We start from the raw sequence: 18,986 nt of genomic DNA on the forward strand, positions 1-18,986 counted from the left end.
GGGTATAAACGACTAGTTTGCCGTGAAGGGCGAATCTCCTGAAGGATATCCAGCAAGGACTCAGTGAAAGATATGACGCGACGTACTCACGCTGCCCGTGCAGCAGCCTCACATCAGAGACGCTCCCTCCTGCTGCGAGGTCTGGGGCTTTTGGGAGGAGTCAGCCTGCTCAGCAGCGGTATGGTGTGGGCCGAAACCGCTGATCCGGCGGAGTTTGTGGTGGAGACCCAGCCCGAAGCTGCCCCCGCCCCTGCCCCTGAGCCCTTACCCGAGGTTTATCTAGAAGTGGCGCCCGAGCCTGCGCCGATCGCGCCCGAAGCCTGGGAGCCTGAGCCCGCCCCTATCCCCGAAGCCACCCTGCCGCCGGTCGAAGCGGAGACCCCAGAGCCAACCGCCCTCAATGATGTTTACATCGATTCCACGCCCTACAGCGTGGGCGCAACCCAGCCCTACGAAGCGCCGACGGACGTCGTGCTGTCCGAGCGATCGACCGGCTGTGAAGCGACGGTGCAGACCGGGGAAGGGGTTTCTGGTCTGTGCGTGACCCTGCCGGAGCCTGTGGCGGCGATCGCGGATTCTGGCTCCACTGCCTACAGCGCACCCGCGAGCTACGCCCCCGCCGCCTACAGCGAAGCGTCTGCTTCGGGAGGCGGTAGCCTGGGCCTGAGCGTGACCAGCCTTCCTGGCTCGACCACCGCGTCTAGCCGCGACTACCTGCGTCCGCTGCGCCTCCTCAACCGCATTGGCAACAATAACCAGCGGCTGATTTTCCCCTTGGCGATGCCTGCGCCCATCACCTCAGCCTTTGGCTGGCGGATTCACCCCATCTCGGGCGATCGCCGTCTGCACAGCGGCACCGACATCGGCGCAGATATGGGCGCTCCGATCCTGGCAGCCCTCAGCGGCAAAGTAGTCATGGCTGACTACCTGGGCGGCTACGGCCTGACGGTGGTGCTCGAGCACGAAAAAGGTCTCCAGGAAACCCTCTACGCCCACATGTCCGAAATCTTCGTGAAGCCCGGTCAGCAGGTCAAGCAAGGCGCGCTGATTGGCCGAGTGGGCAGCACGGGCAACTCGACCGGGCCTCACCTGCACTTTGAATTCCGCCAGATGACCCCCCAGGGCTGGGTGGCGCTCGATCCGGGGCAGCAGCTTGAGGTTGCTCTAGTGGAGCTGACCAAGGCGATCGAGACGGCCCAGGCCAAGACCAAGCCTCAGCCCAAGACTCAAGGCTAGAGCGCGGCGCTAGCCCGATAGATACGTCAAAACAACAAACCCAGAGGTGCTGCAAGCACGCCTCTGGGTTTGTTGTGAGTGCTCGAATCGGGCGATCGCCCCTCCTCCTGCCGATCAGGCGCTAGTGCCCAAAAATCTAGTGTTCAAAGATATTGTTGTACTGCAACAGGTCGAGCTCGACGATCGTGGGCAAGCAGCCAAAGCACTGCTCGGCGAGCTCCCAGCGGCCTTCGCGCTGCAGCATGACGGTGAGCTTCCGGCAGGCGCTGATCAGGTAGCGCACATCGTTGGCTGCGTAGCGCAGCTGATCCGTCGACAGATGGGCCGCGTTGCCCCAGTCCGAACTTTGGGACGATTTATCGAGCTCCACCTGCTCCAACTCCTGGATGAGGTCCTTGAGGCCGTGGCGCGGGGTGTAGGTGCGCGCAAGCTTACTGGCGATTTTCGTGCAGTACAGCGGCTTCACGAAGATACCCAGCTGGCGGCGCAGCACCGCGACGTCAAAGCGGGCAAAGTGCATCACCTTGAGGCTATGCTCTTGCTCGAGGAGCTGCCGCAGGTTGGGCGCTTCGGTTTGGCCCTGGGCGATACGAATCACGGTGACCTGTCCCTCCGGATTGCACAGCTGGACCAGGCACAGGCGATCGCGGTGGGGGTTGAGGCCCATGGTTTCGGTGTCGAGGGCGATCGCCTCGGCGTCGAGATACTCCTCTAGCTGGTCCTCGGACAGATCGCGATCGCAAATTTGAAAATCCTGTAGTGCCATGCCCGACTAGTGCTCCTTCCGTGGCCAATACGTCTCCCAAGCGCCTTTGAGGGTGCAGATTCTGGGGACGCATTTGATCCTACAGTCCTTTGCCGAGAGGCGATCGCGCAAAATAGCGGTTTTTTCAGGTCAAAATGGCTTAGCGCCGCCGCACAAAAATCTGTGTCATGAAGAAAGCGCCCTTGTCGTCTTGGGCAATGCCAATCCCTGTTAGGTCAAAGCGATCTTCCATGTTGTTGCGGTGCTGAGTACTGCGCAGCCAGCCCTGAAACGCCCGATCGGAGGGATCTGTCTGGCTAAAAATATAGGCGACGTTTTCGCCGACTCGCCGACTGGGAATCTGGCGATCGATGGCGCGCACGCGCCGCCGAAAGCCAGGATGCCCAAAGGTGATCCGGCGGCTCGCCATCTCGCGGCTGTGACGGCGGGCCTGCTCGGCCAGGCGAGGGTCGCTCCGCAGGGGAGACAGGCCCTTGCTCAGGCGGTACTGATTGACTTTTTGTAGGGTGTCCTGCTCCAGGCGGGCGATCGCGCTGTCGGTCCAGCGGTAGGACTTGGGCGGCGCGACGCTGTCCCCTGTGGTCGGAACGACGACGCTAGCAGGCTGCTCGGGACGGCGGTTTTGCTCAAAAAGCTCAGGTCTCCGGGACTGGGCGATCGCCCCTGGTCCAGCCAGCCAGAGGCCCAGGGCGATCGCGCTGGGGATGAGAGGGAAAATCCGAAGGGCCATTATTTAGCGCGGGCGGATGAAAATCTGTGTGAAATAGTACTCGCCTCGGGCATTGCGGGCGATGCCGATGCCCGTGAGGCTGTAGTTTCCTTCGATGTTGCCGCGATGGCCGGGGCTCTTGAGCCAGCCGTCAACGGCGACCTGGGCCGGGTTGCGGTGACCCATGTTGTAGGCGACGTTTTCCGCGGCCCCCCGGACCGCGATCGTCTGGCCGATCGCCGAGACGCGCTGACTGAAGCCGTCATGGCTAAAGGGAACGCTGCCGTTGGCCATGGCCTGACTGTGGGAGCGAGCCTGCTGGGCGATCGCGTTATTGCTGCTGAGGGGCGCGAGACCCTTTTGCGTCCGGTACTGGTTGATGCGAGTAAAGACTTCCTGCTCCAGCGCCGCGATTTCGCTGACCTGAGCAACGCTGTAGGTGCTTGGGAGGGCGGTCTTGGCCGGGTTTGCGGATCCTTGAGAGGCGATCGCAACGCTGCCGACCATCGCCGCCAAACCCAGCGCCAGCCCCGTCAATCGTACGTTCTTCATTCGGAACTCCTGCATCAGAACGATCAGTGGGCAGCCGATGAAGCTGCCCACTATCCAGACTCCCCCAGAAGGGCGATCGTTCCCTACGCAAAAGACCTAGGGATTTAGCACCTTGGCCACTGTTTGCACGTCCTTGTCCCCTCGGCCCGAGCAGTTGATCACGATGCGAGGATTGCCCGACAGCTGGGGACACAGCGTTTCCAGGTAGGCAAAAGCATGGGCCGTTTCCAGAGCCGGAATAATTCCCTCTAGGCGCGACACCCGCTGGAACGCATCAAGGGCTTCCTGATCCGTCACGCCGTAGTACTCAGCGCGGCCCAGTTCCTTCAGGTAGCTGTGCTCTGGTCCCACGCCCGGATAGTCCAGACCTGCGCTGATGGAGTGAGGCTCGATCACCTGGCCATCGTCATCCTGGAGCAGGTAGCTCATCGCTCCGTGCAGGACGCCGATTCGCCCCTGGGTGAGGGTGGCGGCGTGCTTGCCCGTGGCAACGCCATGACCCGCCGCCTCGATGCCGATGAGCCGGACGCTGGATTCTTCAACGAACTCATGGAACAGGCCCATGGCGTTGGAGCCGCCGCCGACGCAGGCCATCAGGATATCAGGCAGTCCGCCCCACTTCTCTTGGCACTGTCTGCGGGTTTCTTCACCGATCACGGCGTGGAAGTCCCGCACCATCATCGGATAGGGGTGAGGACCGGCCACAGAACCCAGGATGTAGTGGGTGGTTTCGACGTTGGTGACCCAGTCACGAATCGCTTCGGAAGTTGCGTCCTTGAGGGTGCCGGTGCCCGCCTCGACGGGCCGAACCTCCGCGCCCATCAGCTTCATCCGGAAGACATTCAGGGCTTGGCGCTCCATGTCGTGGACGCCCATATAGATGACGCACTCCAGGCCAAACCGAGCGCACACGGTGGCGGTGGCGACGCCGTGCTGACCGGCTCCCGTCTCAGCAATAATGCGCTTTTTGCCCATGCGCTTGGCCAGGAGAGCCTGGGCCAGGGCGTTGTTGATCTTGTGGGCGCCGGTGTGGTTCAGGTCTTCGCGCTTCAGATAAATTTGCGGGCCGCTGCCGTCAGGACGGGCATAGTGGGCCGTGAGGCGCTCAGCAAAATACAGGGGGCTGGGACGACCAACGTAGTCGCGCATCAGGCCCTGAAGCTCTTGCTGGAAGTCGGGGTCATTCCGGTATTGGTAAAACGCGGTCTCCAGCTCGCTGAGGGCGGGCATGAGGGTTTCTGGCACGTACTTTCCGCCGAACTGCCCAAAGCGTCCAAGGGCGTCGGGGCGTTGGGGGGCGCCAGCGGACTGAGGGGCGCTGTTTTGCTGGTTGGGGGGAAGAGGAGTACGTGTCACAAAGCACCAAGGAATGACGAACAGCTTCCATTCTGACATCCCCATCAGGCGATCGCTAGGCGATCGCAGAATGATTTCGAGGCACTCTGGGAGCTTGGGCGACCTTCTAGAGCCCCTGGCAAAGCTCTGTCCGGGGAGGCCTCGCGGTATCGTGAGAGAAACCCTCTAGCGTCACGTCCTGCCTAGACCATGGCTGCAAAACGTAAATCCTCCGGAAACGGCGATCGCGTTGTTTACTCCGAATTTGGCTCCGCTCCCGACGCCTTCGAGCGTCCCATCGAAGAGCTGCCCCCCAACCAGCAAAACGTCCGCATCCAGGCCTCCCGCAAAGGTCGGGGCGGCAAAACCGTCACAGTCATCACCGGCTTCCAAGTCAAGCCCGAGACCCTAGCCGCCCTCCTCAAAGATCTCAAGGCCCAGTGCGGCAGCGGCGGCACCCTCAAAGATCAAACCCTCGAAATCCAGGGCGACCACACCCAGAAGCTCCTCGAGCTCTTGGTGAAAAAAGGCTACAAAGCCAAAATCAGCGGCGGCTAACCCCACAAAAAAATCGAGGGGCCATGTATGGCACCCTCGACACCTCTGAGGCACAAATCGGGTTAGGGACTTCGAACCAAAGCGAACCCTAGTTTGCCAAGCTGACCAGCGTCGGCTCCGCTGTAGCGCTTAGCTGAGGAGCCGCGATCGCGCTGGAGTAGAGCGTCGAAGCCTCTTGGGCGTAGACCGGCAGCGCACCGCGAGCGTGGGCCGCAACCTGTACCGTCTTCGCATCGTGCACTTGGGTTGCCAGCTTCGGATACAGACCGATACCAATGATGGGCACCAGCAGGCAAGCCGTGATGAACACCTCGCGAGGCCGTGCGTCGAACAGGTTGTACTTCTGGGTCAGCTTCTGGTTCTCGTCGCCGTAGAAAGCTTGGCGCAGCATCGAGAGCAGATAAATCGGCGTCAGAATCAGGCCAACCGCTGCCAAGAACACCACCACACCCTTGAAGATCGGGTTGTAGGCATCACTGCTCGCAAACCCTAGGAAAATCGCCAGCTCACCGACAAAGCCGCTCATACCGGGCAGCGCCAGAGACGCCATCGAACCCGCCGTGAACATCGCGAACACCTTGGGCATCCGCTTCGCCATACCGCCCATCTCATCGAGGTTGAGGGTATGAGTCCGCTCGTAGGCCACGCCAGACAGGAAGAACAGGCTCGCTGCAATCAGACCGTGGGACACCATTTGCAGCATGGCGCCGCTCATGCCCAGCTCCGTGAATGCCGCTAGACCTAGCAGAACAAAGCCCATGTGGGAAATCGAGGAGCAAGCCATCCGGCGCTTCAGGTTGGTTTGGCCAAAAGCCGTCAGCGCGCCGTAGAGGATATTGACAATGCCCAGGATCGCCAGGACCGGGGCGAAGTACACGTGAGCGTGGGGCAGCAGCTCGATGTTGAATCGAATCAGACCGTAGCCAGCCATCTTCAGCAGGACACCAGCCAGCAGCATCGAGGCGGGAGCGGGCGCTTCACTGTGGGCGTCCGGCAGCCAGGTGTGCAGCGGGAAAATCGGCAGCTTCACGCCGAAGGCAATCAGCAGACCAGCGTACATCAGCAGCTCGAAGGGCAGGCTGTAATCCTTGAGAGCCAGCTGGGCAATGTCAAAGGTGACGTTGTCGCCGTAGAACGCCATCGCCAGACCAGCAATCAGAATGAAGATTGAGCCGGCTGCCGTGTAGAGGATGAACTTGGTTGCTGCGTAGAGCCGCTTGGCGCCGCCCCAGATCGAAATCAGGAGATAGACCGGCACCAGCTCCAGTTCCCACATGATGAAGAACAGGAGAATGTCTTGGGCGAAGAACACGCCAACTTGGGCGCTGTACATCACCAGCATCAAGAAGTAGAACAGCTTGGGCTTGTGGGTGATGTTCCAGGCGGCGAAGGTAGCGAGAGTTGTGATGAGGCCGGTGAGAACAACCAAAGGCATGGAGAGCCCGTCGACGGCCACGGACCAGTTCAGGCCGAGTTGGGGAACCCAGGGATAGCTCTCGGCGAGCTGAAATCCATGATTGCCCAGATCGTAGTGAGACCCGAAGGCGTAGATCGTCAGTGCGAAATTAACGAAGGCGATGCCAAGGGCGTACCAGCGTACCGTTTTGCCCTGCTGGTCAGGAATCAAGGGGATGAGCAGGGATGCTGCGAGGGGCAGCAGGATAATGGTTGTTAGCCAGGGAAATTCAGCACTAATCATCAGAACTTGCCCAAAACATGAAGAATGCGAAGAAGTCGATGCGATTGAAGCTGATCTTTCAAGAGTCCGTTCTTTGAAGGCCTCAGTCCGGGTAACCCAGTGCAGAGAGAGGGGTTACCGGGTGCCCGTGTCGATAGAACTAGCTTGATGGTGGGTCGTTGTGTCGAGGAGGTAGTTTGGTTGCTCCAGGTCGTTAAGCACTAGGACCGTTGCGCTGGGGAGATGGAGTACCTGACTACAGGCCTGGACGAACGACTGAATCAATGAGAATATTTACCTATCAGGTAGGTACAGTCCTAGTTTATTAAATTAAATGAATTTTTGCTAACTAATTTGTACTGAATTTCCAAAAAATTTTGTAATTCATTCCATCAGGTAAGCCTAGGGTTCCAAAATCTCCCTGGCAATATGGCTCTAAAGCACTGCTAGGCAAGGCTTTGAAGCCCTTTAGTAAAAAATTCTTTTGTTAAGATAGCTTAATAATTCTGGGGCGATCGCCCCGATAAAGCAAAACCCCGCTTCTCTGTCAGGAGAAGCGGGGTTCTAAATTGCGGAGAGTTGGCGGTCCGTGAAACGATCTAGCGCAGCAGGAGACAGAGGCCTGCGAGAGCAGCGCTGATGCCGTAGAAGGCGGCGACGATCTGCGTTTCGGACCAGCCCGAGAGCTCGAGATGGTTGTGGAAGGGAGACATCTTGAACAGGCGCTTGCCGATGCCGTCGGGGCCTTTGGTGGCTTTGTAGTAGGTGACCTGGGCGATGACCGAAAGGGTCTCGACCAAGAAGATGGCTCCGACAACTAGGAGAACCCAGAGGGTATTGCTGAGAATGGCGATCGCCCCCAAAGCGCCGCCTAGGGCCAAAGAGCCGGTATCCCCCATGAACACGCGGGCGGGATTGTGGTTGTGGGCCAAAAAGCCCAGGCATCCGCCGCTGAGACAGGCCGCAAACAGGGCCAAGTCAGGATGGGTCGGCGCGATGAAAGCGCCCAGGCCCAGCAGGGCGATCGCCACCGTGCCGCCAGCCAAACCGTCGACGCCGTCGGTCAGGTTGGTGGCGTTGCTTTCGGCCACCAGGACAAAGCCAGCCAGGGGCCAAAACAGGATCCCTAGGGGAATCACCCAGCCGAAGGGAAGGGCCACGCTGGTCAAGCTAGCGGGCTGGGTCAGCAAGGCCCACAGACAAAACAAAACGCTGAAGGTGATTTGCAGCGCCAGCTTGGTGCGGGGAGAAATGCCTTTGTTGGACTTGTAGCGCAGGATCTGCCAGTCATCGAGCCAGCCGATACCGGCATAGGCCAAGGTCAAGGCAGCGACGGCCAAGACATGGGTGGAGAAGCCGGACCAGAGAACGGCGATCGCCAAAGCAACCGGCACAAAAAAGAGGCCGCCCATGGTTGGCGTCCCGGCCTTCTTGAGGTGGGACTGGGGGCCATCTTCCCGAATGACCTGACCGGCCTTGAGATCGCGCAGCAGAGGAACCACCCAGCTGCCCAGCATCGCGGCTGCCAGGGTGCAAACCCACAGCGGCAGGGTCAGAGACTGAATGCTCCAAAAGGAGCGACCGCTGCTGCTATCTAACAGTAAAGATCCGACGCTAAGGGCAATGCCGAGCCCCAGAAACAGCTGGGAGCCTGAAAACCGAAACCCTCGATCGGAGAAGAATTTAGCGTCCACGAAAATTCCTTCCTTTCACTCCACACCACACACTCCGCACTCTTCAGCCGAGATCCCTCAAGATCGGGCTGAAAGTTTACCAACTCCTCTAAATCTTCTGATCTGGGCGAGAAATGATTCTCTCTCCCTGGTAAGGATCAGGCTTTCCCGCGCTGGGGCAAGCAAGCTTGCGCTCTTGAGGAAAGGGCTGGCTTCACAATCTGTCACAAATCTATAGAGGCCAAGCTAGTCAGAGAGTATCATCTTCCTCTGCTTTTGCAAGCCCTTGAAACAAAATAGCCTCCGGGAAACTTCCGAAGGCTTGCGCTGGCTTGCGCCTAGTCCTCTAGATCGAGGTCGTCATCGTCATCGTCTTCGTAGGCGCTATCATCGACGCCCATCAATTCAGAAATCTCTTCTTCGCTTTCGAGGTATTCAGCTTCATTGACATCGCGAGCGATCAGACGACCGGAGGATTCAAGCCAGTCCAGAATAGAGGATCCGCGCTGAAGTGGCAGGACCGCGGCGGGTTGACGACGCGGCTCCGAACGTAGGGAGGGGTTGTACATGCGTAAATAGGTGCAATCAGTGGAAAGTGACACACTTGGGATAGGAGCCGAGCCCGAGATCTATCGCCAAGGATAATTTTAGAGCCTTATCCTTAGCTTAGAGCATGATGGTGTGTCAAGATCTGCGGTCAACTTTGGCGGCGATCGCACTGTTTGGGACAGCGGCTGCGACCTGTATTCCTGGATTACGAAGAACTCTGGAAGCATCATGATCGGCAAAACAGACTTGATAGAGGCGATCGCGGGCAAAAATCGCGGCCTGCTGGCCTCGGACCCAGACAAGCAGTTCATCTTGTCGGCGATCGCCCGCCTTGAGGAGCGCAACCCCACGCCCCGCCCCACCGAAGCCGCTGACCTGCTGGCCGGCGACTGGCGACTGCTCTACACCACCAGCCAGGAGCTGCTCAATCTCGATCGTTTCCCGCTGGCCCAGCTGGGCCAGATTTATCAATGTGTGCGCCCCGTCGAGGCCCGGATCTATAACATTGCCGAAGTCAAAGGACTGCCAGGGCTGAATGCGATCGTGAGCGTGGCGGCCCGCTTTACGCCGGTTTCGGAGCGGCGTGTGACGGTGAAGTTTGAGCGGGTGATTGCGGGACTCGCCCGCTTGATCGGCTATCAGGCTCCCCAGCCCTTCATTGATGCCATCGAGTCTGGCCAAAAGTTCTTGGCCCTCGACGCCAACTTGGCCAACCGCGATCGCCAAGGATGGCTCGACATCACTTATTTAGATGAAGACATGCGCATTGGCCGCGGCAATGAAGGCAGCGTTTTCGTCCTCACCAAACGCTAGGTGATGCCATGCTGCCCGAGTCTTTGCCCATTCGGCTATCCCAGGCTCAGCTCAACACCCTCGAAGCCTGCCCCCGCTTGTTTCAGCACCTGCACCTAGATCAGCTAGGCTCCCCCGTCCCTCCCGAGCAGCAAGAAAGCCTGACTTGGGGGAGTCAGTTTCACCTGCTGATGCAGCAGCAAGCGCTGGGCTTGCCGGTTGAGGCCCTCGGCGATGATCCCCTGCAGCGCTGTTTGCAGGCGCTGCGCACCAAGGCCCCAGACATTTTTCAGCCGATCGCTGCTGAGGCGGGCATCTTCCGCGATAGCGAACATAGCCGCACGCTGGGGTTTTCGCCGACCGGCAGCCCTACCGAGGAGCCGGTCTTTCTGCTGACGGTGGTCTATGACTTGCTGGTGGCGGGTCCGCAGACTGCGGAGATCCTGGACTGGAAAACCTACCCCCGGCCCCAGAATGCAGACTGGCTGGCTCGGCACTGGCAAACCCGCCTCTATCTCTATGTGCTGGCTGAGACGAGCCAGTACCAGCCGGCACAGATCGCCATGACGTACTGGTTTGTCCAGGGATCCTCGGCGGGGGATAGGCCAGAGCCGGAGTCGATCCGCTTTCCCTATAGTGCGGAGCTGCATGCTCAGACCCATCGCGATCTGCATCAGCTGCTCGAGCGATCGCTGCGATGGCTGGAGGCCTATCAGGAAGGGCAGGATTTCCCTCAGGTGAATGAGTCTGCGGGGCGGTGTCGGCGCTGCCAGTTTGCGGTGCGCTGCGATCGCGCCTTCCGCAAAGCGGGCGATCGCCCAGCGGAAAGCTGGCGGCTCGATCTCAGTGAAATCCAGGAGATTCCCCTCTAGCGACAACCCAAATTTACGCTGTTGGAGATAAAAGCTCAGTAAAAAGCCCGGCGGCCAACCGGGCGATCAATACGAAACTCTCTCATCTTGGTACTGGTTACAACGATTGCACAGTTCTATCCGCAGAGAAGTCAAATTTTTGACAGTTTTAAAACCCAATACCTAAGAAAAAACCCTAGCGATCGCTAGGGTCGTTGAAGAGATGTCCATAGAGAAGAGAGGAGAAAAAATTTTCAACCGCCTCTTGCCTTAGGGTGCCCTCCAAAGTCCGGGGGCTATCGCGGGGGCCAAAAATTTCTGGCAAATCCTGCTGACGAGACCTAGAGGCTGACAAAAGGCGATCGCTCACGACTGCTCCAGGACCTGCGGCGGGACATCAGCGAGAGAGCCGACGTTTTGCTCCCAGTTTTTGCCATCAAAGGGAACGATGGTGAAGCGTTCTAGGAGGTCCTCATCCAGGCAGCGCACATTGACGTCAAACCAGTCTGGATGAGACCGGGGCCGATAAAAGGCATGGATGCCGCAGTGCTGACAAAACAGATGCTGGGCAACGCCCGTATTAAATTCGTAGCGGCTGAGATCATCGACGCCTCGGAGAAGCTCAAACTGCTCTGGCGGCACAATCAGGTGGAGAAACCCCTTTTTCCGACAGATGGAGCAGCTGCAATCTTGCACTTCTTCTTGACCCGAGACGTGGACGCGAAAGCGTACAGCGCCGCAGTGGCAGCCGCCTTCGTAGGCCTGAAGGGAAGAATGTTGAGACATGATGGAAGGCTTGAGTAAAACGAAACCTGGACAGGCGCTTTGAAACCAGAGCGCTGCTCTTAAGGGTGATTGTCGCTCAAGCTGGGCCTATCGACTCTGTCTAGGGTGAGGGATTGTACTCGGTGATCTGCTGTGCGATCGCCTCTGTTTCCTGGGAACCGGGGGGCGATCGCCGAGCCAGATGAACTTCCTGGTGGTCCAGGACGGCTTTGACCTCTCGAAAACGACGCGCCTGGTCCGCTCGTATGTCGTCGTACTGGTTTCCCAGACCCGGGGCATCCCACCGGTGGTGCTGAGGATCCCAGTAGGACCAGACCCGCGCCTCCAAAATTTGCTCATCGGGGTCGCTGACGAGCTGCTTCATTTGCGCGAGGCGATCGACGTAACCCATCCAGGCCAGGGCCGCTTCCTCGCTCTGGTTTGCCAGGTCCAGACCATTCATCATCTCTAGATCGTTGAGGGTCAGCCCTTGGGATTGGGCTTGGGTTTGCAGTTTGTTGTAGAAGGCTTTTAGCTTGGTTAGCTGGCGCTGATCGGCCTTCTCGGGGAGCTGATGGGCAGCGGCGATTTTGCGGACTTCGGTGATGGTGCGGGCTTGGTCGAGGGGGGCTTTTTCTTGGGCAGAGAGGTGCTGATAGCTGAAGGTGCCAAAGTTGTCGGCTTTGTTGCCGGGGTCGGCGTGCCAGTAGTAGGCCGGATTTTTGGCGCCGTTGGGCTGGCGGGTGCCCTCGGCTGCGCCAATGGCGATCGCAACCAAAGCGTCAGAGCCGCCAGCAAACCAACGATCGCGCACGGTCTCCGGGGTCACTGTTTCGCTCAAGTCTGGGTCTGCCTCAGGCGCTGCGGCCACTAGCGGGACCGTTGGGCTGCCCATCACAGCTTCAGAGTCTGCTGTCTCCGGGAGAGCTGCCTCAGCACTCGGCAAGAGGGTTTGCACCTCCGGCTGGATGCCTGGCATCGTCTCTGGTTGCAGGCTCAGCGTGTCTGCACGGGCCGAGCCTGGGTCGATTGGCGTCGAGTCAACGGGTGCGGCTGAAAGGAAGCGGGCGTCATCGGCGGAAGTCTGGACAGGGGCGGTCTCAGGGGCGATCGCCCCTGTTCCAGAGCTGCTTTCGCCAGGCAAATCAAAATCGAGCCCCAAATCTTGTCCATAGGCGGCCTGGCCCAAGCTCAGTGTCGTGACCAGCCCCAGCGACACAAGCGGCATTGTTTGCATAAGCAATGGGTTGAGAGGGGTGAGTTGAAAGATTTAAGTACAAATGTACTATAAAAATAACTAAAAAACGACAAAGCCTTGGCAGGGGCGATCGCCCTAGCCAAAAGATCTAAAAATGCCTGCTTTAAAGTGCCTGCCTAAGCCTGGTATCGGCTACCGTCAGGCAAAATCGTGTCTGTCAAAATTGCGCCGGTCAGCTTCACCATGATGCGATCGGCGGTTCCGACCCGCGCCCCAGTCAGATCGGCGCCCGTCAGGTCTGCGCCGCTCAGATCGGCCCCAACTAGGTTGGCGTTTTGGAGATTGGCATTGCGCAGATTGGCCTGAAGCAGATTGGCGCGAAACAGCTTGGCGCCGCTCAGGTTGGCGCCGCTCAGGTTGACCTTGTGCAGGAAGGTATCGCTCAAGTCTGCCTGGCTCAAGTCGGCGTTGCTGAGGTTGCGCCCCGAGAAATCTTTCTCGGCGAGATTAGCGCCGCTGAGGTTGACTCCGGTCAAGTCTGGCGCCTGGTTGGGGCGCTGCTTGCCATTTGAGGCGGGTGCTGGCTCCGGCGGGCTGGCAGGCGGCGGTGACGCTGGTGGGCGATCGCTGGTGGGTCGAGTCTGCTGATAGGGCGACTGATGGGCCGCGCTGCGATGGCGATCGCGCCCCTGGGATGTCTGAGATGTCTGGGATGTCTGAGTCGTGTGGTGGGTTTGGGGACGAGAATAGCTGGGGCGCTGGTGGTGAGTTTCGGTGGCGCGGTGGCGATGGACGGTTTGCCCAGCGCTCTGGCTCGGCTTGGTCGTCGACTGGGTTGAGGATGTTGTCTGCGATCGCGCGCGCCGCCCCCGCTGGTGCGATCGCAGCATCTCGCGCGCCTGATTGAGCTCCTTCAGCTTTTCCTCGGCCTTGAGGCGCAGGCGCTCATTGTCATGGGGAATGCGATCTGGGTGCCAAATGAATGCCAAATCCTTATACGCCTGGTTCACTTCCTCCGTTGAAGCTCCCGGCTTTAGTTCCAGTATTCGGTAGCACTCATCTATTCTCATTTGGCAATCTAACACTCGCTAGAAGGTGACAAACCGAAGGCCCCGCAATGTTCTGAGTGTAGTCACTGCCGGGGTCTTGTGGATCGATTCTTCCAAAAGTATTTGGTTCGGCAGAGTCTAGAGTCTAGGGACTCGGCTGAGGGGAATCCAGTGCTGAAGCGTTGCGGCGATCCAGGGGCGATCGCGGCGGGACTGGAGCATCGAATCACCACCGCCGCTGGGAAGCCGCAGCCCCGACACCATCAGCGGCAGGCTGCACAGGCCCAAAATCACCACTAGCCCCGTCGTCACCCAAATGATCCAGCGGTTGGGCCGGTATTGGCCCCGCTCAATTTGCCAGAACACCTGGTTGTAGTGCCAGGCCGCGAAAAGCACCAGACCCACTCCCGCTATAACCAGCAACATGCCGAGCAGCTCGGTACCAGCGGCCGGGACGCCAGTGTCTGGGGCGAGAGTCGCCCGCAGCTGCCGCAAAAAAATCCCGAAGCGGGCGATCGCAAACCCAAAGCCAATCAGCGCAATCGAGGTGCGCAGCCAAGCCAGAAAAGTGCGCTCATTTGCTTGGTGTTCGCGCTGGCGATCGCTCCCCTCTGGCGGCTGCGTCATGCTCAAAATTCGCTGTAGTTACCCGATCCACCCGAAGCATTCATCTCGTTATCGCGTCGGGAGCCCAGCAGGTCGAGGCGCTCAACCCGAATCACCGGCTTGGAGCGGTTAGCGCCCGTTCCTCGGTCTTGCCAATAGTCAAACTTCAGCGAGCCATTAACACCAATCAAGCTGCCCTTGCGAACATAATTGGCCGCAATTTCTGCTGTTTTTCCCCACAATTCCAAGCTGAACCAATCAGGCTCATCACTATTGCGGCTGACGCGATTGACGGCCAGGGTCAAATTGCAAACAACGCTGCCAGATTCGAAATACTTGACATCCGGATCGCCGCCGACCCGACCAACCAAGTTTACGCAGTTCAAACTCATGGGAAACGAAGTCCAAGACAGTTTGGGTGTACTAATTTTATCGGTTTTTCATCATTTCGTCGAAGAATTGCAGGGACAAATTTGTGCCAGCAACCGTGCTGATGAAATGTTCGAATTTTCCATCAACCGATCAAGATGAGCCTGGGCAAAATAGTTTCAACTGCCAGAAAAAATTGAGTTGCCCTTTATTCACCTTCAAGAGGTCTTCTACACCCTCTACAATGGTCTTTGAGAGTACCTCTTTGATCCTTCGCCTTGAGTGTGCCGCGCATTTCTGGAAAGCGTTTCCAGATGGTTTTCGTAGCCCTTCAAAGGTCTCGAGTGCTCAGAGATGGGCGATCGTAGAAAGAAAAAATTGAAGAGTTTTGTCCTGAGCTAGGTCTAGCCGATCGGGATGATTTATTAGTGGATTCCAACACTGAGCCAAGGGCGATCGCGCCGACTAGACTCAGGATAGAAAACGTAATAAAATCCACCTCGGTCACCCTTGGCCCCTCGTCAGCCGTATCGTAACAGCATCTCGCATTGGGAGCGTAGTCAGTAGTGGGGATCTTCAATCGTTTCTCTCTGTCCCGGGACATGGGTATCGATCTCGGTACCGCAAATACCCTGGTATATGTCTCTGGGAAAGGAATTGTCCTGCAAGAACCTTCCGTTGTTGCCATGGACCAGGACGAACGAGTTCCCCTGGCCGTGGGCGAAGACGCTAAGAAAATGCTGGGTCGGACCCCAGGAAACGTTGTGGCTTTGCGGCCTCTGCGGGATGGCGTCATTGCCGACTTTGACACAGCCGAGCTGATGTTGAAGCATTTCATCCAGCGCGTCCACGAAGGGCGAGCGCTGGTATCGCCGCGCATCGTGATTGGGATTCCCAGCGGTGTGACTGGCGTTGAGCGGCGAGCGGTGATGGAGGCAGCCCTCCAAGCCGGAGCCCGGGACGTTCGACTGATCGATGAGCCTGTGGCGGCGGCGATCGGGGCAGGTCTCCCGGTAGCAGAGCCAACCGGCAACATGATCATTGACATTGGCGGCGGAACCACCGAGGTTGCAGTCCTCAGTCTCCAGGGAACGGTGCTGAGTGAGTCTGTGCGGGTCGCAGGGGATGAGCTCAGCGAGTCGATCACTCAGTACATGAAAAAGGTGCACAACCTGGTGATTGGTGAGCGCACCTCCGAAGAAATCAAGATTCAAATTGGTTCTGCGTATCCGACCCACGACACAGACGAGAGCTCCATGGAAGTCCGGGGTCTGCACATGCTGTCAGGTCTGCCCCGCACGGTCACCATCAAGGGCCCCGAAATTCGGGAGAGCATGTCTGAGCCCCTGTCGGTGATCGTGGAGGCCGTGAAGCGAACCCTAGAGCGGACGCCGCCTGAATTGGCAGCAGACATCATCGACCGAGGCATCATGCTAGCCGGGGGCGGAGCGCTTCTGAAGGGTCTAGACACGCTGATTAGCCACGAGACTGGCATCGTGACGCACGTGGCGGCCGATCCGCTGAGCTGTGTGGTGCTGGGAACGGGCCGGGTGCTTGAGAACTTCAAGCAGCTAGAGCGCGTCTTTAGCAGCCAGCGTCAGCGCACGTTCACTTAAGTTCGATGACCTGAGTTAGAGAGGCTTTGCGCGATCGCAGCTCAAAGGGCGATCGCGCGACCCAAAAGCCAAATTTTGCTTGAATCGCGCCCAAGGAGCCGCTGAGCAACGTGAGTCAACTACAGATTGCCAGCAAGACTATCTCTGTGCGCCTGAGATCCGTGCTCCCGTACCAACTGAATCAGTCTTGAGATGTTTATACTCCGTCGCTGGTGGGATCGCTTTGGGCTGCAAATTCTTTTGGCGCTGCTTGCCTTAGGAGCTGCTTGGGGCTTTCGTCAAACCCAGGGCGCAGCATTGTTTGAGCTTTACTATACGCTCTCGCGGCCGTTTCAAGGAGCCCCTGTCCAGCAAGACTGGGAAGAGAACGCCAAGATCATGGAGCTGCAAGAGCGCCTAGTTGAGCTAGAGAGCCAAAACCAGAAGCTTCAGGAGCTGCTGGGCTACGCAGCCAAAAGCCAGAACGAGAAACTGGTTGCGCCGGTCATTGGCCGCAGCGCCGATCACTGGTGGCAGCAGCTGACTCTGGGGCGCGGCAGCCGCGATCGCATTGAGGTGGGCGACGTCGTGACTAGCGCTGGCGGTCTCGTGGGCCGAGTTACCAGCGTCACCCCCAACACCAGCCGAGTCCTGCTGATCAGCGATCCGACCAGTCGGGTCGGCGCCACGGTCAGCCGCAGCCGCAACATGGGCTTTATCCGGGGCCAAGCAGGTAACCGGGCCGTGATGGAATTTTTTGACAAGGTGCCCGATGTTCGCCGGGGCGATGTGGTTTCAACCTCGGCCTTTAGCCAGCTTTTCTCCTCAGGTCTGCCGATTGGACGCATCGAGTCTGTGGACCTGACTAAGAGCCCTGCGCCTGAGGCCATTGTGGTTTTATCGGCTCCGATTAGCTACTTGGAGTGGGTCATTATCTATCCCAACAGCAAGCAGCCGGAACCCACGTCTTCTGAGGCTGGCTCTGGTAACTAGGGATATTGCGCGCTAGTCCGGCTTTTTCCAAATCCTCTGCGTTCTGCGTACACCGCCGTGTTTTCGATCAAAAGAACCCGCTCTCTGATTGATGGTCTCCTCGCAAGTTCGCGATCGCGTCCGATTTTGAACTGGAGCGTCACCGTAGCGTCGGTTCTGCTGTGCCTATTGGTGCTGCCTACGCGTCTGCCCGGTATGGAAATCTCGGGAATTGGCCCGAACTGGCTGCTAATCTGGGTGGTTGCCTGGAGCGTCAAGCGAACAGCGTTTCAGGGAGCCTTGGCGGGACTGGTACTGGGTCTGGTTCAAGACGGTATGACTTCGCCTCAGCCAACTCACGCGCTCAGCTTGATGGTGGTTGGGATTCTGACGGCGCGACTACAAAAACAACGCTATGTCCAGGAAGACTTTATCTCTGTGGCGCTGATTGTCTTCGGAATGGCAGTTGTGGCTGAAACGATCATCGCCCTACAGTTCTCTTTGCACGGCGACACGGGCTTGGCGATTCCCCTAGCTCGTCTGCCCCGCACAACGCCTTACTTGACGCTGACGGAAATCTGGAACTATCACCAGCTGGTGGCTCTGAGCTCAGCGATTTTGAGCAGCCTCTGGGCACCGGTTATTTATTTCCCGCTCAATCGCTGGTGGAGTGAAATGGAGTTGCGCAACCAGTCGCCCTAAAACAGCTTGGGGCAGCCTAGAAGCTGCTGAACGGCGGTGACTAGGTCCTGATGGATATAAGTGGGGTTGAAGGTGCGCAGATAGCGATCGCTGCGGATGCCGCAGGTGAGCGCGAGGGTCGGGATGCCCGCTTGCTGCCCTGCCAGGATGTCTGCTTCGGTGTCGCCAATCATGCACAGGGGGCTGTGGCCCAGATGGGTCTCGGCCGCGATCGCCTCTCGCAAAAGCTGCGTCTTGAGCTCAGCTTGGTTGTGGTAAGCAATCTGGCAGTCTTGGGTGCCGTAGATGCCATCGAAGATGCCATCCAGGTCGTAGCTCTCGAGAAGCTCAGTCACCTGCTCCTGGCAGCGCAGGGTCACCAGCACGACGCGCAGCCCGCGATCGCGCAGCTGTAGGAGCGCATGGGAGACGCCTTCTTGGAGGGAGTCTTTGTGCAGCAGGGCCGGCTGATTGACCAAAGTGTTGACGCGCTGCAAGAACAGCTCGGTCTGAGGTAGGGTCAGGCCCGATCGCATCGCAATTTCCACATCGGGAACGCGCTCTTGCTTCATTTGCCAAAACTGGTCAGCACTGAGCGGGCAGCAGTGGATGTCGTGACCTTGCTTTTCGAGAAGCGTCTGGGTGTCAGCGAGGGCAAGACGATAGGTGCTGTAGTAGCGGGCAGAGACGTTGATGATGGGGCCGTCAAAATCACAGAAGACGGTCCGAGTGCTACCGGTGGTGGCGGGTGTTGGAGAGGGAACCCGTTGTGGTGGCTGCAAAGTGGTGGGAATAACCATCGTTGAGCGGTAAAGACCGGGATTGAAGTGATATGTTTCTTTACCTTAGCAGCTAATTCATAAGTAATAGTGCATTTTTGCTGGGCAAAGACATTGCAAATGCTTATTGAAAAATTACAAGTTTAGCGGATGTTTTGATGCTCCAAGGCTTTGATAGATCGGCTATTTGAGTAATTGTTAAGAATTTCATAACAAATTCCGTGAAAACTCGGACTGTCTAGAGAGGCTAGAGAGAGGGCGATCGTCCTTGCT

20 protein-coding genes are annotated in these 18,986 nt (G+C 58.4%); 7 read left to right on the plus strand and 13 right to left on the minus strand.

From position 1 onward, the window contains the following. Nucleotides 1-72 precede the first annotated feature (72 nt). A complete protein-coding gene (locus tag GEI7407_RS05025) occupies nt 73-1,236 on the plus strand; it encodes a M23 family metallopeptidase (RefSeq protein ID WP_071880801.1) in 1,164 nt (387 codons plus the stop codon). Between the two features lie 136 nt (nt 1,237-1,372). Here the strand turns inward: GEI7407_RS05025 and GEI7407_RS05030 are convergent, their stop codons facing one another. The 4 genes from GEI7407_RS05030 to trpB form a co-directional block, all read right to left on the minus strand. Then, nucleotides 1,373-2,002: a ribonuclease H-like domain-containing protein gene (locus GEI7407_RS05030; protein ID WP_015171053.1), complete on the minus strand. Its 630-nt coding sequence runs from the start codon at nt 2,000-2,002 to the stop codon at nt 1,373-1,375. Nucleotides 2,003-2,141: 139 nt separating this feature from the next. Next, nucleotides 2,142-2,732 (minus strand): CAP domain-containing protein, encoded by a 591-nt coding sequence (locus GEI7407_RS19345; RefSeq protein WP_015171054.1) that lies wholly within the window; start codon nt 2,730-2,732, stop codon nt 2,142-2,144. A 3-nt stretch (nt 2,733-2,735) separates the two neighbouring features. Further along, complete coding sequence (locus tag GEI7407_RS05040) at nt 2,736-3,263, minus strand: CAP domain-containing protein (protein WP_015171055.1); 528 nt, start codon at nt 3,261-3,263, stop codon at nt 2,736-2,738. Between the two features lie 96 nt (nt 3,264-3,359). After that, nucleotides 3,360-4,619: a tryptophan synthase subunit beta gene (trpB, locus tag GEI7407_RS05045; RefSeq protein ID WP_041268277.1), complete on the minus strand. Its 1,260-nt coding sequence runs from the start codon at nt 4,617-4,619 to the stop codon at nt 3,360-3,362. Nucleotides 4,620-4,808: 189 nt separating this feature from the next. Here trpB and GEI7407_RS05050 point away from each other — a divergent pair, with 189 nt between their 5' ends. Beyond that, nucleotides 4,809-5,156 carry a translation initiation factor gene (locus tag GEI7407_RS05050; RefSeq protein ID WP_015171057.1) on the plus strand — a complete coding sequence of 116 codons (348 nt, stop codon included), beginning with the start codon at nt 4,809-4,811 and terminating at the stop codon, nt 5,154-5,156. Nucleotides 5,157-5,244: 88 nt separating this feature from the next. Here GEI7407_RS05050 and GEI7407_RS05055 read toward each other — a convergent pair whose 3' ends face one another. The 3 genes from GEI7407_RS05055 to GEI7407_RS05065 all read right to left on the minus strand — a co-directional run bounded on the left by GEI7407_RS05055 (nt 5,245) and on the right by GEI7407_RS05065 (nt 9,076). Beyond that, the gene (locus tag GEI7407_RS05055) at nt 5,245-6,855 is read right to left on the minus strand and encodes an NAD(P)H-quinone oxidoreductase subunit 4 (RefSeq protein WP_015171058.1); all 1,611 of its coding nucleotides are present in this window, start codon (nt 6,853-6,855) and stop codon (nt 5,245-5,247) included. Between the two features lie 578 nt (nt 6,856-7,433). Continuing rightward, nucleotides 7,434-8,528 (minus strand): phospho-N-acetylmuramoyl-pentapeptide-transferase, encoded by a 1,095-nt coding sequence (gene mraY, locus GEI7407_RS05060; RefSeq protein ID WP_015171059.1) that lies wholly within the window; start codon nt 8,526-8,528, stop codon nt 7,434-7,436. Nucleotides 8,529-8,845: 317 nt separating this feature from the next. Further along, nucleotides 8,846-9,076, minus strand: coding sequence for a DUF3134 domain-containing protein (locus GEI7407_RS05065; RefSeq protein WP_015171060.1), 231 nt, complete (start codon nt 9,074-9,076; stop codon nt 8,846-8,848). 208 nt (nt 9,077-9,284) lie between these two features. On the opposite strand from GEI7407_RS05065, the gene GEI7407_RS05070 reads away from it, so the two are divergent. Together GEI7407_RS05070 and GEI7407_RS05075 are read left to right on the plus strand one after the other, a co-directional pair. After that, nucleotides 9,285-9,869, plus strand: a complete 585-nt coding sequence (locus GEI7407_RS05070) for a PAP/fibrillin family protein (protein WP_015171061.1) — start codon at nt 9,285-9,287, stop codon at nt 9,867-9,869. 8 nt (nt 9,870-9,877) lie between these two features. Beyond that, nucleotides 9,878-10,720, plus strand: a complete 843-nt coding sequence (locus GEI7407_RS05075; protein ID WP_015171062.1) for a PD-(D/E)XK nuclease family protein — start codon at nt 9,878-9,880, stop codon at nt 10,718-10,720. 345 nt (nt 10,721-11,065) lie between these two features. On the opposite strand, the gene GEI7407_RS05080 is transcribed toward GEI7407_RS05075, so the two are convergent. The 5 genes from GEI7407_RS05080 to GEI7407_RS05100 form a co-directional block, all read right to left on the minus strand. Then, nucleotides 11,066-11,485, minus strand: a complete 420-nt coding sequence (locus tag GEI7407_RS05080) for a GFA family protein (RefSeq protein ID WP_015171063.1) — start codon at nt 11,483-11,485, stop codon at nt 11,066-11,068. Nucleotides 11,486-11,585: 100 nt separating this feature from the next. Next, a complete protein-coding gene (locus GEI7407_RS05085) occupies nt 11,586-12,692 on the minus strand; it encodes a hypothetical protein (protein ID WP_041268278.1) in 1,107 nt (368 codons plus the stop codon). Between the two features lie 146 nt (nt 12,693-12,838). Beyond that, nucleotides 12,839-13,732, minus strand: a complete 894-nt coding sequence (locus GEI7407_RS05090) for a pentapeptide repeat-containing protein (RefSeq protein WP_015171065.1) — start codon at nt 13,730-13,732, stop codon at nt 12,839-12,841. Between the two features lie 117 nt (nt 13,733-13,849). Beyond that, nucleotides 13,850-14,338: a YidH family protein gene (locus tag GEI7407_RS05095; protein WP_015171066.1), complete on the minus strand. Its 489-nt coding sequence runs from the start codon at nt 14,336-14,338 to the stop codon at nt 13,850-13,852. Nucleotides 14,339-14,340: 2 nt separating this feature from the next. Beyond that, nucleotides 14,341-14,709, minus strand: a complete 369-nt coding sequence (locus tag GEI7407_RS05100) for a single-stranded DNA-binding protein (protein ID WP_015171067.1) — start codon at nt 14,707-14,709, stop codon at nt 14,341-14,343. A 579-nt stretch (nt 14,710-15,288) separates the two neighbouring features. Here GEI7407_RS05100 and GEI7407_RS05105 point away from each other — a divergent pair. The 3 genes from GEI7407_RS05105 to mreD all read left to right on the plus strand — a co-directional run bounded on the left by GEI7407_RS05105 (nt 15,289) and on the right by mreD (nt 17,955). Further along, on the plus strand, nt 15,289-16,302 hold the full coding sequence (locus GEI7407_RS05105) for a rod shape-determining protein (RefSeq protein WP_015171068.1): 1,014 nt from the start codon (nt 15,289-15,291) through the stop codon (nt 16,300-16,302). Nucleotides 16,303-16,494: 192 nt separating this feature from the next. Next, on the plus strand, nt 16,495-17,274 hold the full coding sequence (gene mreC, locus GEI7407_RS05110) for a rod shape-determining protein MreC (RefSeq protein WP_015171069.1): 780 nt from the start codon (nt 16,495-16,497) through the stop codon (nt 17,272-17,274). Between the two features lie 57 nt (nt 17,275-17,331). Further along, nucleotides 17,332-17,955, plus strand: coding sequence for a rod shape-determining protein MreD (gene mreD / locus GEI7407_RS05115; protein WP_015171070.1), 624 nt, complete (start codon nt 17,332-17,334; stop codon nt 17,953-17,955). Here the strand turns inward: mreD and GEI7407_RS05120 are convergent. After that, the gene (locus tag GEI7407_RS05120; RefSeq protein ID WP_015171071.1) at nt 17,952-18,734 is read right to left on the minus strand and encodes an HAD family hydrolase; all 783 of its coding nucleotides are present in this window, start codon (nt 18,732-18,734) and stop codon (nt 17,952-17,954) included. The genes mreD and GEI7407_RS05120 overlap by 4 nt on opposite strands. Nucleotides 18,735-18,986: the final 252 nt, after the last annotated feature.

Origin of the sequence: Geitlerinema sp. PCC 7407 (assembly GCF_000317045.1) — a bacterium.
Taxonomy (GTDB): Bacteria; Cyanobacteriota; Cyanobacteriia; order PCC-7407; family PCC-7407; genus PCC-7407.